This is a genomic window from Rhodococcus sp. DN22, from assembly GCF_036669995.1.
Lineage (GTDB): Bacteria > Actinomycetota > Actinomycetes > Mycobacteriales > Mycobacteriaceae > Rhodococcus_F > Rhodococcus_F erythropolis.
This window is the reverse complement of sequence record NZ_CP133326.1, coordinates 3,958,168-3,972,282: the sequence shown is the minus strand read 5'-3', so window position 1 is coordinate 3,972,282 and position 14,115 is coordinate 3,958,168. Positions and strand designations below refer to the sequence as shown.

At 63.3% G+C, this 14,115-nt stretch carries 13 protein-coding genes; 10 read left to right on the top strand and 3 right to left on the bottom strand.

Annotated features, from left to right (window positions below; genetic code table 11):
• The 4 genes from RA302_RS18100 (at position 1) to holA (ending at position 5,137) form a co-directional block, all read left to right on the top strand.
• A complete protein-coding gene (locus tag RA302_RS18100) occupies positions 1-843 on the top strand; it encodes a DegV family protein (protein WP_003944515.1) in 843 nt (280 codons plus the stop codon).
• Between the two features lie 81 nt (positions 844-924).
• Positions 925-1,806 carry a ComEA family DNA-binding protein gene (locus tag RA302_RS18095; protein WP_042450208.1) on the top strand — a complete coding sequence of 294 codons (882 nt, stop codon included), beginning with the start codon at positions 925-927 and terminating at the stop codon, positions 1,804-1,806.
• On the top strand, positions 1,803-4,163 hold the full coding sequence (locus RA302_RS18090; protein ID WP_338477384.1) for a ComEC/Rec2 family competence protein: 2,361 nt from the start codon (positions 1,803-1,805) through the stop codon (positions 4,161-4,163). Before RA302_RS18095 ends, RA302_RS18090 begins: the two co-directional genes overlap by 4 nt.
• On the top strand, positions 4,160-5,137 hold the full coding sequence (gene holA, locus RA302_RS18085; RefSeq protein ID WP_003944476.1) for a DNA polymerase III subunit delta: 978 nt from the start codon (positions 4,160-4,162) through the stop codon (positions 5,135-5,137). The genes RA302_RS18090 and holA overlap by 4 nt, the downstream gene beginning before the upstream one ends.
• Positions 5,138-5,224: 87 nt before the next feature.
• Here holA and RA302_RS18080 read toward each other — a convergent pair whose 3' ends face one another.
• Positions 5,225-5,650, bottom strand: a complete 426-nt coding sequence (locus RA302_RS18080) for a hypothetical protein (protein WP_141751433.1) — start codon at positions 5,648-5,650, stop codon at positions 5,225-5,227.
• 158 nt (positions 5,651-5,808) lie between these two features.
• Positions 5,809-6,069: a 30S ribosomal protein S20 gene (gene rpsT, locus RA302_RS18075; RefSeq protein WP_003944567.1), complete on the bottom strand. Its 261-nt coding sequence runs from the start codon at positions 6,067-6,069 to the stop codon at positions 5,809-5,811.
• 317 nt (positions 6,070-6,386) lie between these two features.
• Here rpsT and RA302_RS18070 point away from each other — a divergent pair, with 317 nt between their 5' ends.
• The 4 genes from RA302_RS18070 to RA302_RS18055 are packed head-to-tail and all read left to right on the top strand — an operon-like array spanning position 6,387 to position 10,592.
• Positions 6,387-7,892, top strand: coding sequence for a circularly permuted type 2 ATP-grasp protein (locus tag RA302_RS18070; RefSeq protein ID WP_338481175.1), 1,506 nt, complete (start codon positions 6,387-6,389; stop codon positions 7,890-7,892).
• Between the two features lie 56 nt (positions 7,893-7,948).
• Positions 7,949-8,920, top strand: a complete 972-nt coding sequence (locus RA302_RS18065; RefSeq protein WP_003944483.1) for an alpha-E domain-containing protein — start codon at positions 7,949-7,951, stop codon at positions 8,918-8,920.
• 8 nt (positions 8,921-8,928) lie between these two features.
• Positions 8,929-9,759: a transglutaminase family protein gene (locus RA302_RS18060; protein WP_007731033.1), complete on the top strand. Its 831-nt coding sequence runs from the start codon at positions 8,929-8,931 to the stop codon at positions 9,757-9,759.
• A 59-nt stretch (positions 9,760-9,818) separates the two neighbouring features.
• Complete coding sequence (locus RA302_RS18055; protein ID WP_070161351.1) at positions 9,819-10,592, top strand: aquaporin; 774 nt, start codon at positions 9,819-9,821, stop codon at positions 10,590-10,592.
• A gap of 30 nt (positions 10,593-10,622) precedes the next feature.
• On the opposite strand, the gene RA302_RS18050 is transcribed toward RA302_RS18055, so the two are convergent.
• Positions 10,623-11,156 (bottom strand): type II toxin-antitoxin system PemK/MazF family toxin, encoded by a 534-nt coding sequence (locus tag RA302_RS18050; RefSeq protein ID WP_030536620.1) that lies wholly within the window; start codon positions 11,154-11,156, stop codon positions 10,623-10,625.
• A gap of 72 nt (positions 11,157-11,228) precedes the next feature.
• Between RA302_RS18050 and lepA the strand changes: the two genes are divergently transcribed.
• Entirely contained in the window at positions 11,229-13,121 is a 1,893-nt protein-coding gene (gene lepA, locus RA302_RS18045) for a translation elongation factor 4 (RefSeq protein WP_003944564.1), read from the top strand.
• A 6-nt stretch (positions 13,122-13,127) separates the two neighbouring features.
• On the top strand, positions 13,128-14,057 hold the full coding sequence (locus RA302_RS18040) for a nitronate monooxygenase (protein ID WP_047270792.1): 930 nt from the start codon (positions 13,128-13,130) through the stop codon (positions 14,055-14,057).
• Positions 14,058-14,115: the final 58 nt, after the last annotated feature.

The following is a 14,115-nucleotide window of genomic DNA, read 5'->3' as shown; positions in this document are numbered from 1 at the left end:
ATGCCGGTCGTCGTCGTCACGGATTCCTCCGCCTGCATCCCGCAGGAGTCGGCCGACGCATGTGGCATTCAGGTTGTTCCGCTCCACGTGCTCCGTGACGGCTGCGACTTGCGAGAGGGCGTCGACGCAATGCCGAGCGACCTGTCGGGAGTGACAACGGCCGGAGCGTCGCCCGCCGAGTTGTCCGAAGCGTATGCACGCGCCCTGGACATGAGCGACGGTGACGGCGTTCTCGCCGTTCACATTTCACGTCAACTGTCGGGAACGTGGGAAGCCGGACGAGTCGCAGCCCAGGAATTCGGTGGCGCCGTCCGGATCGTCGATTCACAGTCCGCCGGTATGGGTTTGGGCTATCCGGCTCTCGAAGCTGCACGCTTGGCCGAGAAGGGCGCTTCACTCGAAGAGGCGTACGGCCGGGCGGTCGACGTAGCGAGCCGTGGGCGCTGCTACATCGTCGTCGACAAACTTGATCAATTGCGTAGGGGAGGACGAATCGGAACCGCGGCCGCACTGCTGGGCACTGCATTGGCGATGAAGCCGATCCTGCATCTGGTGGACGGCAAGCTCGTGCTCGGCGAGAAGACACGTACCACCACCAAAGCTCTTGCACGGTTGGTGGATTCGGCAGTCGAACGCGCCGGTCTCGGTCGTGTGGCGATAGCCGTGCATCACATGCGCGCGCGAGAGCGTGCGGACGGGATAGCCGAACAGTTGGCCGAGCGCATTCCCGATGTAGCGGAATCCGTCGTCACCGACTTCAGTGCGGTTATCGGAGCGCACGTCGGTGTCGGCGCGATCGGTGTTGTGGTGTGCCCGTTGCCGGAGATCGACACGAGCGCCTGATCGCTTCTCCACAATCCGCGAGTTCTCCACAGATATAAATTGTTCGTCGTTGGCGGCGAGGTCTCTCGTTAGCGTCCAGTCATGAGGATCAGCGAGGAGCGCGAGCGGGCGCGTGATCGCCTCGCGGCGATGGACGGCAACTACAGGCGGCGACACGAGGACGTCGACGAATTCGAGGATTCAGGGTCTTTCGAGAGGTCCCCCGAGTGGCTTCGGGACTTCGACGAGGACGACTACGACGCTCAGCCCGACTCGTCACGGTTCGACCGATTGCCCGAACATTGGCGCGGTACACGTTGGCGCCCGAGTCGGTCGGCGACCTGGGTGTTGGCGATCGTTGCAGTTCTGGCTACGGCAATCGGCTTGTTCGCCGTGTGGTGGGATTCTCCGAGCCTGCAGGCGGTCCCACCGTTGCCCTCGCCCCAGAATGTCACGGAGAAGAATGTGACTGCCGGCGATGGTGAATCAGCCAGTCCTGTACCGACCGGCGTCGTGGCAGAGCAGCCGCCCGAGGCTGTGGTGGTCAGTGTCGTCGGGCTCGTGCGCACGCCTGGGCTTGTCAATCTTCATTCGGGCTCGCGCATCGCCGACGCGCTTGCTGCGGCAGGTGGCGTGCTCGACGGAGCGGAGACGGTGGGCCTGAATCTGGCTCAGAAACTTGTCGACGGCGATCAGATCGTGGTTGGTGCGGCCGATCAGTCCGGTGGTGTTTCTTCGAGTACCACTGCAGGAGGGACCAGCCCCGCAGCTACGGGGGAATCCGGCGGGGCTGGGCTGGTGAACCTCAATACCGCCACCGAGGCCGAACTGGACGAGCTTCCCGGGGTAGGGCCGGTAACGGCTGCGGCGATCATCTCCTGGCGCACCTCCAACGGAAAATTCACGGACATAGAACAATTGGGGGAAGTCGACGGGATCGGCCCGGCAAGGTTGGCCAAATTGCGAGTGCTGGTGTCGGTGTGAACGAACCGGAAGCCTCGCCGGTCCTCGACGCTCGACTGCTTCTGTCGGCGGTCGCGGTGTGGGGGAGCAGTGCGGTGGGGATCCTGTTCGGCCCGGTCGCCGCGTGGGTACTGGCGGTGGCGTGTGCGGTTCCAGCGGCACTCCTCACTTACGTGGTTGTGCGCCGGACATCAGCGGGGTGGGCACGAATCATGTTGGTTGCATTGCTGTTCGGTGCCGGGTGTAGTGCCGTCGGCGGGTGGCGGGCGTCCGAGGCGGAGAGGCACCCACTGACCCGAGCTTCTCTCGAGGGAGCTTGGGTGAGTGTCGAAGTGGAACCCTCGGAGGATCCGCACGCGGTCTCCGGCGCGGTGGGTCAAGGTCAGGTCGTCTTCAGGGCAACCGTCAATTCGGTGACTGCCCAGAACCGCAGGTACTCCGGAGGCGGCTTGGTCACCATCCGGGCGCCCAGTTCGTCGTGGCTCGAAGTTGTTCCAGGGCAGAGCCTCACGGTTCGTGGCCGGGCGAGTCAGCCATGGCGTAGCGATTCCACGCTCGCCGTGATCACGTCCGAAGGGCCTCCCGTCGCGGTGGGAGAAGTGCCCTGGTATCAGCGATGGGCAAGTGTGGTGCGCATTCGTTTCGCGGCTGCGTGCTCGGCTGCACTCCCGCCGGATCAGGCGGGTCTGCTGCCTGGCCTCGTCGTCGGAGACACGTCGGCGCTGTCGCCGGTGGTGAAGGACAACTTCACCGTTGCCGGACTTTCCCATCTCACCGCGGTGTCCGGCGCCAACATCAGCATTCTGCTCGGGGCCGTTCTGCTGTTGGTCAGAGCCGCGGCGCTCAGTCCACGGGTCGGCGCCGCTTTGGCGGTGGTAGCCCTCGTTGCCTTTGTTGTCGTCGCGAGGCCGTCGCCGAGTGTTCTACGCGCGTCGGTGATGGGCTTGGTAGGCCTGCTCAGTCTGGTCACTGGTCGGCGCAAACAGGCGCTGCCTGCGCTGGCCGCCGCCGTCATCGTTCTGGTAGTCGTGAGGCCCGAGCTGGCCGTCGACTGGGGATTTGCGCTGTCGACTACTGCGACGGGCGCGCTGGTGATCATTGCTCCGGTGTGGGTGGACGTGCTTCGCCGAAGAGGCTGGCCCCGTTGGTTTTCGGAGATGACAGCTGTCTCGGGTGCTGCGTTTGTCGTGACTGCACCGTTGGTGGGCGCCATGGCGGGAACCTTCAGCGTGGTCACGATTGCCGCGAACATGGCGGTGGCGCCGGTGATCGGAATCATCACGGTGTTCGGTGCGGTGATTGCCTTGTGTGCGCTGATCTGTCCACCGATCGCGGTGTTCGTCGCGCCATTGGTGCGGCCGCCGATGGGGTGGCTGCTGTGCGTGTCCGAGCGGGCGGCGGCGCTTCCCGGAGCGTCGGTGGTAGTGCCGTCAGGACTCATCGGTGCCCTCGTCGTCGTGGGAGTCCTACTGGCGACGGCCCTGACGCTGTGGAATCGGATTTCGAGATGGGTGCTCGGCGTTCTCGTTCTGGGAGTTGTTCTGGCCCTGATCTTTCAGCACGTGTTCGGGGGTGGCCGTATTGCTCCGGGGTGGGCACTGGTGATGTGCGACGTCGGTCAGGGGGACGGTCTTGTGCTCTCGACTGGAGACGGCAGGGTGATCGTCATCGATGTCGGTCCTGATCCCACGTCGATGGGTCGTTGTCTGAACATGTTGGACGTCAACGACATCGCGTTGCTGATGATCAGTCATTTTCATGCCGATCACATCGGTGGATTGGAAGCAGTCCTGAGTGGGCGTTCGGTCGCTGCGGTCGGAGTCGGGTCGATGTTGTTGCCGGAGTCAGGTTTTCGGACGGTAAAGGATGCCGCCGAGTCGCACGGCGTTCCGGTTGTCTCGTTGCGGGCAGGTATGGAGTTGACGTTGGGATCGGTGAACGTGGAGGTTCTCGGACCGTTGCTTCCGGCTCCCCGCGATACGGGGGACGGCGCGGACGCCGCGAACGATCAGTCGCTGGTGGTGATGGCGCACACGGGCGCGGGTCGAATTCTGTTGACGGGCGACGCCGAAGTTGCGGGGGAGGAGGCCATCCTCCGATCGGGTACGGATGTGAAGGCCGATGTGTTGAAGCTGCCCCATCACGGTTCTCGGACCACGTCGTCGGCATTTCTGGAAGCGGTGCGTCCGAGGTTGACGATGATCAGCGTCGGCGTCGGCAACAGTTTCGGGCACCCGAATGCGGAGGTTCTCGATGAACTGGATTCATTGGGCGGGGCGGTGGTTCGGACCGACGTCGACGGCACCGTCGCTGTGTACGGCGGGGGCGGCGGGTCTGTGTCCATCGTGTCGGTTCCTCGTGGGACCATCTTCGGGTGAGTAATCCGTCTGGAGTCGATCCGCTGCATCTTGTTCTCGGGGACGACGAGTTCCTGATCGACCGCACGGTATCGCAGCTCATCAGAGCTGTCCGCGGTGACCGCGGCCAGGGTATTTCGGATCTCCCGGTGACCAAGATGCGTGCGGGCGACACCAATGCTCCCGAGTTGGCCGAGTTGCTCAGCCCTTCTCTTTTTGCCGAAGACCGTGTGATCGTCTTGGAATCGGCTGCAGAAGCAGGCAAAGATGCCGTAGCGCTTGTCCTGGAGGCTGCACGCGAGCCGGCAGAAGGTGTGGTTCTGATCGTCGTGCACTCGGGCGGCGGTCGCGCGAAAGCGTTGGCGCCGGCCCTCGAGAAGCTCGGCGCGACGGTTCACAACTGCGGAAAACTGAACAAGAGTCAGCTTGTCGACTTCGTCCGGGGTGAGTTTCGGACCGCAGACGTCAGGGTTGCGCCAGATGCGATCGCCGCGATGATCGAAAGCGTCGGCTCCAACCTCCGCGAACTAGCGTCGGCCTGCTCGCAATTGGCGGCAGATACGGGCGGCAAGATCGACGTCGATGCAGTCCACAAGTATTACTCGGGCAAGGCCGAGGTTTCCGGATTCGACGTGGCCGACAAAGTCATCGTCGGCGATACCCGGGGTGCGCTCGAGGCGCTCCGATGGGCAGATCAGATCGGAACAGCCCATGTTCTGCTCGCGGATGCCCTCGCCGACGCAGTCCACACCATCGCGAAGGTCGGCCCGTTTGCACGGGGCGGTGACCCGTTCCGGTTGGCGTCGGACCTCGGAATGCCGCCGTGGAAGGTCAAGAAGGCGATCAAGGAGGTCGGCGGCTGGGATCCCACGTCGATCGGCGCTGCGATGCAGATCGTCGCCGCCCTCAATGCCGACGTGAAGGGTGCCGCAGTCGACTCGTCCTTCGCCCTGGAGATGGCAGTGCGGAAAGTGTGCGCGTTGCGGAAGAACTGAGTACAACGTGGCCTACTGCGCGTCCGGCCAGAAGTAGTCCGACGACAGTGGCGGCCGTGGCCTCACCCGCCCGGTAGTCGAGGCGTTTCACGCAGGCTTGCTCCAACTGAGTAGCGGAATGGCCTGAGGCCGTGTCGTTGGTTCACCTGTTCTGATGTCGGTCACCCGTAGTGAGTCGTGCGACACCGGATTCACCACACTGCCGCAGACAATGGTTTCTTGGCCGATGCTGTCCACCGGCACCTTCACGGTGGTGAGTAGCGCTCGTCCAACGGCGAGAAACGCCAGAATCGCAACGAGTGAACACATCACGCCGAAGAAGATCCGGAATTCGCTACGTTGCCTGCGCTTACACCATCCGTAGCTTGCGGCACCTCCGACGACTGCAACCGTCAATGATTCCCACCAACGAGGGATTCCCAGGGCGGCCACTACGCCGAAAGCGACGACCGCCCAGAAGACAGTCGTGAACAACCAGCTGCGAGGGCGCTTCCCGTGCCCGTTGATCGCCATCATCAGATGGTTGCAGCCCGCTCCACATATTCGCTGCAAGACATGGATGGCGGGTCTTCGCACTGACCCGATTGAATACGCAAAATAGCCGCCTGGTCTTTCGACCTGGCGGCTATCGAGACGAACCAGTGTGACGGCGAACCGTCACAGTGGAAACGTCAGAGCTTGTTGGCAGCCTGCGAGAGTGCAGACTTCTTGTTGGCAGCCTGGTTGGCGTGAATGACGCCCTTGCTGGCTGCCTTGTCGAGCTTGCGGCTGGTGGAGACGAGGAGCTCGTTGGCCTTGTCCTTGTCACCGGCTGCCGCAGCCTCGCGGAATGAACGGATCGCGGTACGTAGCGAGGACTTCACCGACTGGTTACGGAGTCGGGCCGCCTCGTTGGTACGGATTCGCTTCACCTGGGACTTGATGTTGGCCACGCGTAAAATCCTTGTCGTCTTTAGCTGGTTACGGTCGAGAAAGCTGTGGGCGCACTGATGCACCGACTGGCAAGATTACCAGCCGAGGGCCCAAGAACCCAAACCGTCGCACGTTGCGTCTGTCGAGAAGGGTACACCGAGCGCCCGATTTCTCGCCGCGCTGCCGAATAGCCCCACTTGTAGCAGCATGTTGCCCTGTGACGCCGCCGCCTTCGAAAAGTTCGAGTAAAACAGGTTCGACCACCACCCGAGCGCGTCCTGCCGCAGTGTTCGACGGATATTCAGACATCGGTCGCTACGAGTTGGCTTTCGACGAGATGTTCGAGCCCGACGGCTCGGTGCGTGGTCCGTACAAGGGTGTGTACAAAGCCCTGGCGCCGACGAGCAGCGCCGACCTCGCCGCGCGTGCCGACGCACTCGGACGCGCATTCATCGACCAGGGTGTGACGTTTTCGCTGTCCGGGCAGGAACGACCCTTCCCGTTGGATCTGGTGCCACGCGTCATCGCCGCCCAGGAGTGGTCGCGGCTGGAAAAGGGCATCAAACAGCGGGTGAAGGCGCTCGAGTTGTTTCTCGCGGACATCTACGGCGAGCAGCGAATCCTGCGCGATCACGTGTTGCCGCGCCGCCTGGTCACCTCGTGTGAGCACTTCCACCGTGAAGCGGCCGGCATCGTGCCGCCCAACGGTGTGCGAATTCACGTCGCGGGTATCGACCTGGTCCGAGACGAGGCGGGAGAGTTCCGAGTTCTCGAGGACAATCTGCGATCTCCGTCCGGTGTCTCCTATGTGATGGAAAACCGTCGCACCATGACTCGGGTGTTCCCGGATCTGTTCATGTCCCACAAGGTGCGGGCGGTCGGTGATTACGCAACACACCTGCTGAGGGCGCTGCGTGCGGGTGCTGCACTCAACGAAGCGGACCCGACAGTGGTTGTTCTCACACCGGGTATCGCCAATTCCGCCTATTTCGAGCATTCGTTGCTCGCTCGTCAGATGGGTGTGGAACTCGTCGAAGGTCGCGACCTGTTCTGCCGCGACAACATGGTGTACATGCGCACTACGGAAGGCGAGCGCCAGGTCGACGTCATCTATCGCCGCATCGACGACGAGTATCTCGACCCGATGCACTTCCGTCCGGATTCGATTCTCGGCGTCGCAGGCCTACTGAATGCGGCGCGGGCGGGCAACGTGGTGATCTCGAGCGCCGTCGGCAACGGAGTCGGTGACGACAAACTCGTCTATACCTACGTTCCGCAGATCATCGACTACTACCTCGGTGAGAAGCCGCTCTTGCAGAACGTCGACACGTTCCGCTGTTGGTTGGACGAGGAGTGCGAGCAAGTCCTCGACCGCGTCGCCGAACTGGTCATCAAGCCGGTGGAAGGGTCCGGCGGCTACGGAATCGTCTTCGGACCCGACGCGAGCCCCAAGGAACTGGCCGCGATCACCCGCAAGATCAAGGCAGACCCGCGCGGGTGGATTGCGCAGCCACTCGTGCAGTTGTCCACGGTGCCGACCAAGATCGACGATGTTCTCTCGCCGCGCCACGTGGACTTGCGGCCCTTTGCCGTCAACGACGGTGAGGACGTGTGGGTGTTGCCCGGCGGCCTGACCCGGGTGGCACTTCCGGAAGGTTCGCTGGTGGTCAACTCCAGCCAGGGCGGCGGAAGCAAGGACACGTGGGTGCTTGCGAGTCGCACCTCTGACGAAGACCCAGAGTTGTCAGGCGAGGAACTGGTGTCCGAGCCCCCGGAATCCGCGGAGCCGGTGCAGGGTCCCGAACTGAGCACCTCGCAGCAACAACAGCAGCAGCAACAGTGAACACCTCGGAAGTGCCCAGCTACCAAGAACTATCAGTGAACGGAGCGTGGTGACCGATGCTTGCTCGCAACGCAGAGTCCCTCTACTGGATCGGCCGCTACGTCGAGCGCGCCGACGACACTGCTCGGATCCTCGACGTCGCCGTCCATCAATTGCTCGACGACGCCACCGTCGACCCGGACCGCACGTCGCGTCTGCTCCTGCGTGTCCTCGGCATCGAGGCGCCGGAGGGCAAGCTCGACGTGCGCTCGCTCACCGATCTGGTTGCGTTCAGCCGCAACCAGGTTGGTTCGATCGTGGACTCGCTGGCAAGTGCTCGTGAGAATGCTCGCGGGGCGCGTGAGGTCACGTCGAGTGAGATGTGGGAGTGCCTGAACACCACGTACAACGGACTGGCCGAGCGTGAACGTGCCTCACGCAGGCTGGGGCCACACGAGTTCTTCCGCTATGTGGAGGAACGCGCAGCGATGTTCGCGGGCCTGGCGGATTCCACGCTCAGTCGCGACGACGGCTATCGGTTCCTTCTGCTGGGCAGGTCGATCGAACGTGTCGACATGATCGTGCGGATGCTCCTGGCGCGCGCCGGTGACCGCCCGTCGTCGCCGGCATGGGTCAGTGTTCTTCGCTCGGCGGGCGCACATGACACGTATCTGCGTACGTATCGCGGAGCGCTCGACGCCAATCGCGTCGTCGAGTTCATCTTGTTGGACAGGCTCTTTCCGCGCTCGGTGTTCCACTCGATCAGGCAGGCCGAGAAGTGCCTGCAGGAGCTCGACCCGCAGCCGGGCAGTCGCGTCGGAATCCGGGCGGAGGCGCCGCGGCTTCTGGGCCGCGCACGTAGCGAACTCGAGTTCCTGCCGCAGGGCGTGTTGCTCGAGGATCTGCAGGGACGGTTGCTCGGTTGGCAGGAGACCTGCCGCGAACTGGGTGAGGCAATTGCATTGCAGTACTTCCACGCTGCGCCGTGGGTCGCGTGGACGGATGCCGGCGCCGCGTATGCGGAGTCGACGGTGGAGGGAGAGCTGTGAGCTGGCGAATGAGGGTCGTGCACACCACGGGATATGCGTACGACGCCCCGGTGACGTCGTCGTACAACGAAGCGCGATTGACACCTCGCGGCGACACCAGGCAGACGGTGATACTCACGCGCGTCGAAACCCAGCCGGCAACGCGTTCCTACCGATACACCGATTACTGGGGCACCGCGGTGACCGCCTTCGACTTGCACGCCCCGCATACGGAACTCGAAGTGACCGGGCTGTCGGTGGTGGAGACGGAACCGTTCGTTCAGCCCGAGGAAACCGTCGACTGGGATGAATTGTCGGGAAACGCGATTAAAGATCGATTCAACGAACAACTGAGTTTCACGAGATATGTTCCGCGTGATCGTAAGCTGGCGACAATTGCCAAGGAATTGCGCAAAGATAAATCACCTGAAGATGCAGTAGTGGCTGCGTCGCAATGGGTTTACGGCGAAATGTCATATGTTCCCGGTACGACCGGAGTGCATACGTCGGCGGTGGAGGCCTGGTCGGCCAGGAAAGGTGTCTGCCAGGACTATGCGCATCTGACCTTGGTGTTGCTTCGAACGATGGGGATACCGTGTCGATACGTTTCCGGCTATCTCCACCCCAAACGTGATGCGGCAGTCGGGGACACGGTGGTCGGGGAATCGCACGCGTGGATCGAAGCGTGGACCGGCGCGTGGTGGGGATACGACCCGACCAATGCGATAGCTGTGAATGAACAGCATGTCTCGGTCGGAATAGGAAGGGACTATTCGGATGTGCCGCCTTTGAAGGGAATCTTTTCCGGTGGACGCTCCACAGATCTCGAAGTTGTTGTGGAGATCACCAGGCTTGCGTAAAGTCCGGCAAATCTAGGCGCGTGAGCATTACTACCGTTCGATGAGAAGAAGGTGGGAATATGTCTCCAACTGCACAGGAATTGACTGAGATCGAACCGATCTCGGATGTGAAGAAGTATGCGGCCGAAGCGGTGGGAACATTTGTGCTCGTGTTCTCCGCAGTCGGAACTGCCGTCTTTGCAGGTGCGAAAGTCGGCAATCTCGGAGTTGCCTTCGCATTCGGCCTGACCCTGCTGTTCCTCGTATATGCGATCGGACCGATTTCCGGTTGCCACGTCAACCCAGCCGTGACTCTCGGCCAATTCGTGATCGGGCGCATCTCGGCCGTCAATGCGGCGATTTACGTTGTCGCGCAAGTGATCGGCGGCTTGGTCGCCGGCGTCGTGATCTACGCGGTGGCCAACAGTCTCCCGGCGTACAACCGGGCCGCAGACGGCCTCGGCGCAAACGGTTGGGGCGCACACAGTCCGTCGGCCGAGAAGAATCTTCTCGGACAGGTGGTTTCCGACGGTTACGGCATCGGTGCCGCGATGATCATCGAGATTCTCCTGACCGCTCTGCTCGTGTTCGTCGTTCTCGCGTCGACCGACCAGATCTCCGACGTGCCGCTCGCCGGGGTGTCCATCGGCTTCACCCTGGCCGTCATTCACCTGATCTCGATCCCGATCGACAACACCTCCGTCAACCCTGCTCGAAGCCTCGCTGTCGCGCCGTTCCAGGACGGTGCACTCGGTCAGGTGTGGTTGTTCATCGTGTTCCCGCTCATCGGCGGTGCGCTCGGTGCACTCATCTATCGAGCACTATTCGGACGGTTCAACCGTATGGACAGCTGATCGATACTGTTTCCATCGTCCGGGTCGGCTTCAGCTCCAGCTGAAGTCGGCCCGAAGTTTTGCCGCGACCGCGTCGAACTTCTTGTGATCCATGACGGCGCCCTCGCGCCGGATCCCGCTCTCGGGAACGTCGAGCACCCGGTCGAGCCGGACCCAGCTGGGCCTTCCCTCGCCGTCCCATGGACCCGAACCGATTGCGAGCCAATCGCGCTCACCCTCGCGTTTACTCTGCGAAGACAACATCAGGCCGAGCAGCGTGTCGCCGTCGCGGCCGACAACCAGCACCGGGCGGTCTTTGCCCTGGGTCGGATCCTCCTCGTAGGCAACCCAGGTCCAGACGATTTCGCCCGGATCGGCCTTGCCGTCGAGGTCGGGGGAGTACTCGACCTTGCGGGCGCGATGTGCGGTCGGAGACGTCCGCGCGGCGATCGGGCGGCCGGACGGACCCGGCTTCGAGGCAGACGACTGGGACGTGGACGACTGCAGCTGGCGCAGCAACGCAGGGCCCTTCTCCACCGCGAGGGCGCCGAGGGTTCTGCCGATCTGCTTCCACATGCTTGCCATAGCGTTCGAGCATAATCACCCACCCGTGGGAACCCCTGGTACGGCGGCGCCGAGACTTGGATATCCTGAGGGTTGACAGTGGCCCGGATCCGGGCCGGTGCCGGTCCGACTAAGGGGTCTCCCATCAGCAGCTTCGCCGACAAGACGTTCACGGATCCTGCGCAGATCCGGAACTTCTGCATCATCGCGCACATCGACCACGGTAAGTCGACGCTGGCAGATCGCATGCTTCAGCTCACCGGTGTGGTCGAAGAGCGGGCGATGCGTGCGCAGTACCTGGACCGCATGGACATCGAGCGTGAACGCGGCATCACCATCAAGGCTCAGAACGTTCGTCTGCCCTGGACCGTCGACGGCGAAGAGTTCGTCCTTCACCTCATCGACACACCCGGCCACGTCGACTTCACGTACGAGGTCTCCCGTGCGCTCGAAGCATGCGAGGGCGCAATTCTGCTGGTCGACGCTGCTCAGGGCATCGAAGCTCAGACGCTGGCGAACCTCTACCTGGCGATGGAGAAGGATCTCAAGATCATTCCCGTCCTCAACAAGATCGACCTCCCGGCCGCGGATCCCGACCGCTATGCCGAAGAGATCGCGCACATCACGGGCTGCGAGCCCGGTGATGTCCTGCGCGTCTCGGGTAAGACCGGCATGGGCGTCAAGGAACTGCTCGACGAGGTCATCAAGCAGGTACCTGCGCCTGTCGGCGATGCTGACGGTCCCGCCCGCGCGATGATCTTCGACTCCGTCTACGACGCCTACCGCGGCGTGGTCACCTACGTGCGTGTGGTCGACGGTCGGATCCGTCCCCGCGAGAAGATCACGATGATGTCCACGGGCACCACACACGAACTGCTCGAGGTCGGCATCATCTCGCCCGAGCCGAAGGCCAGTATCGGTCTGGGCGTCGGCGAGGTGGGCTACCTCATCACGGGTGTGAAGGATGTCCGCCAGTCGCGCGTCGGTGACACCGTCACCACCACCCGCAACGGCGCGACCGAACCGCTGGTCGGCTACCGCGATCCCAAGCCGATGGTCTACTCGGGCCTCTACCCGATGGACGGCTCGGACTACCCCGTGCTGCGCGATGCCCTCGACAAGCTCCGTCTCAACGACGCGGCCCTGGCGTATGAACCCGAGACGTCGGTTGCCCTCGGATTCGGCTTCCGCTGCGGCTTCCTCGGCCTGCTCCACATGGAGATCACCCGCGACCGCCTCGAGCGTGAGTTCGGCCTCGAACTGATTTCCACCGCGCCCAACGTCGTCTACCGCGTCGTGATGGAGGACGGGGCCGAGGTCATCGTCACCAACCCGTCGTACTGGCCGGAAGGCAAGGTGCGCGAGGTCTACGAGCCGGTCGCCAAGTGCACCGTCATTGCCCCGAGCGAGTACGTCGGCGCCATCATGGAGCTGTGCCAGTCCCGTCGCGGTGAGCTCGGCGGCATGGACTACCTCTCCGAGACTCGCGTCGAACTGCGCTACGAACTGCCCATGGGCGAGATCATGTTCGACTTCTTCGACGCCCTCAAGTCCCGCACCAAGGGTTATGCCAGCCTCGATTACGAGGAGGCCGGTGAGCAGCAGGCCGATCTGGTGAAGGTCGACATCTTGCTGCAGGGCGAGGCCGTCGACGCGTTCTCCTCGATCGTGCACCGTTCCAACGCCGGCGCTTACGGCGGACGCATGACGTCGAAGCTTCGTGAGCTGATTCCTCGCCAGCAGTTCGAGGTTCCGATCCAGGCCGCGATCGGCGCGAAGATCATCTCGCGCGAGAACATTCGCGCAATCCGCAAGGACGTTCTCGCCAAGTGCTACGGCGGCGACATCAGCCGTAAGCGCAAGCTGCTCGAGAAGCAGAAGGAAGGCAAGAAGCGCATGAAGACCATCGGTCGCGTCGAGGTGCCGCAGGAAGCATTCGTGGCGGCCCTGACGTCGGAATCGGTCGGCGAGAAGCCCAAGAAGTAGGAGCGCATGGTCACCACCTGGTTGTCCCGAGAGTTCGGAATCGAAATCCCGGTTCTCGGGGCGCCCATGGGTGGCCGCGCGGGCGGCGCGCTCGCCGGAGCTGTATCGGCGGCCGGCGGGTTGGGTCTGCTCGGCGCGGCCCGGTACAACACACCGGAGTGGATCGAGGCCGAAGCCGAAGTGGCCCGCTCGATCGGCGGAAAATTCGGAGTCGGCCTGATGACGTGGTCGCTGCCCGAGAACGAGTTGATGCTCGACGCCGCGATTGCCGTCGAGCCGACCATGATCACCTTGTCGTTCGGTGATCCCGCCTCGTATGTCGGACGAATCCACGATGCGGGCATTCCCGTTGTGTCACAGATCAATACGCTCGAAGATCTTCGCATTGTCGAGGCCGCGGGTGTCGACGGCGTGATCGCGCAAGGCGGTGAGGCAGGCGGTCACACGGGCCGAATCGGAACCTTGCCGCTGCTGCAGGAGATCCTCGAAACGACATCACTTCCAGTACTGGCGGCCGGCGGAATCGGGACCGGCCGCGGTTTGGCCGCAGTCCTGGCGGCCGGCGGGGAAGGCGTGATGATCGGAACGGCGCTGCTCGCCAGCCCGGAGACGGTCGGGCCGGACTATGCCCGCGAGCGCGTCGTCGAAGCCGGAAGTGCCGACACGATTTACACCTCGGTGTTCGACCGAGCGCGCAGTCAACCGTGGCCGCAGCGGTGGGGTGGCCGCGCGGTGGCCAACGAGTTCACTGCCGCCTGGCACGGAGTCGACGCCGATGAGGAAATGCTGGCAAAGGCGTACGACCCGTCGGATCCCCACAGCGGAGTCGTCTACGCCGGAGAAGCTGTCGGACTCGTACACGGAACCCATCCGGCCGGCGACGTGGTTCGACGCATCGGCGCCGATGCGGAGCGTCTGCTCTCTCGTTTCGCCTGAAAGCAAGGTCGGACACAGCCGGGTCCCATATGAGAAGGTAAGCCTCTGCTAACTAGTG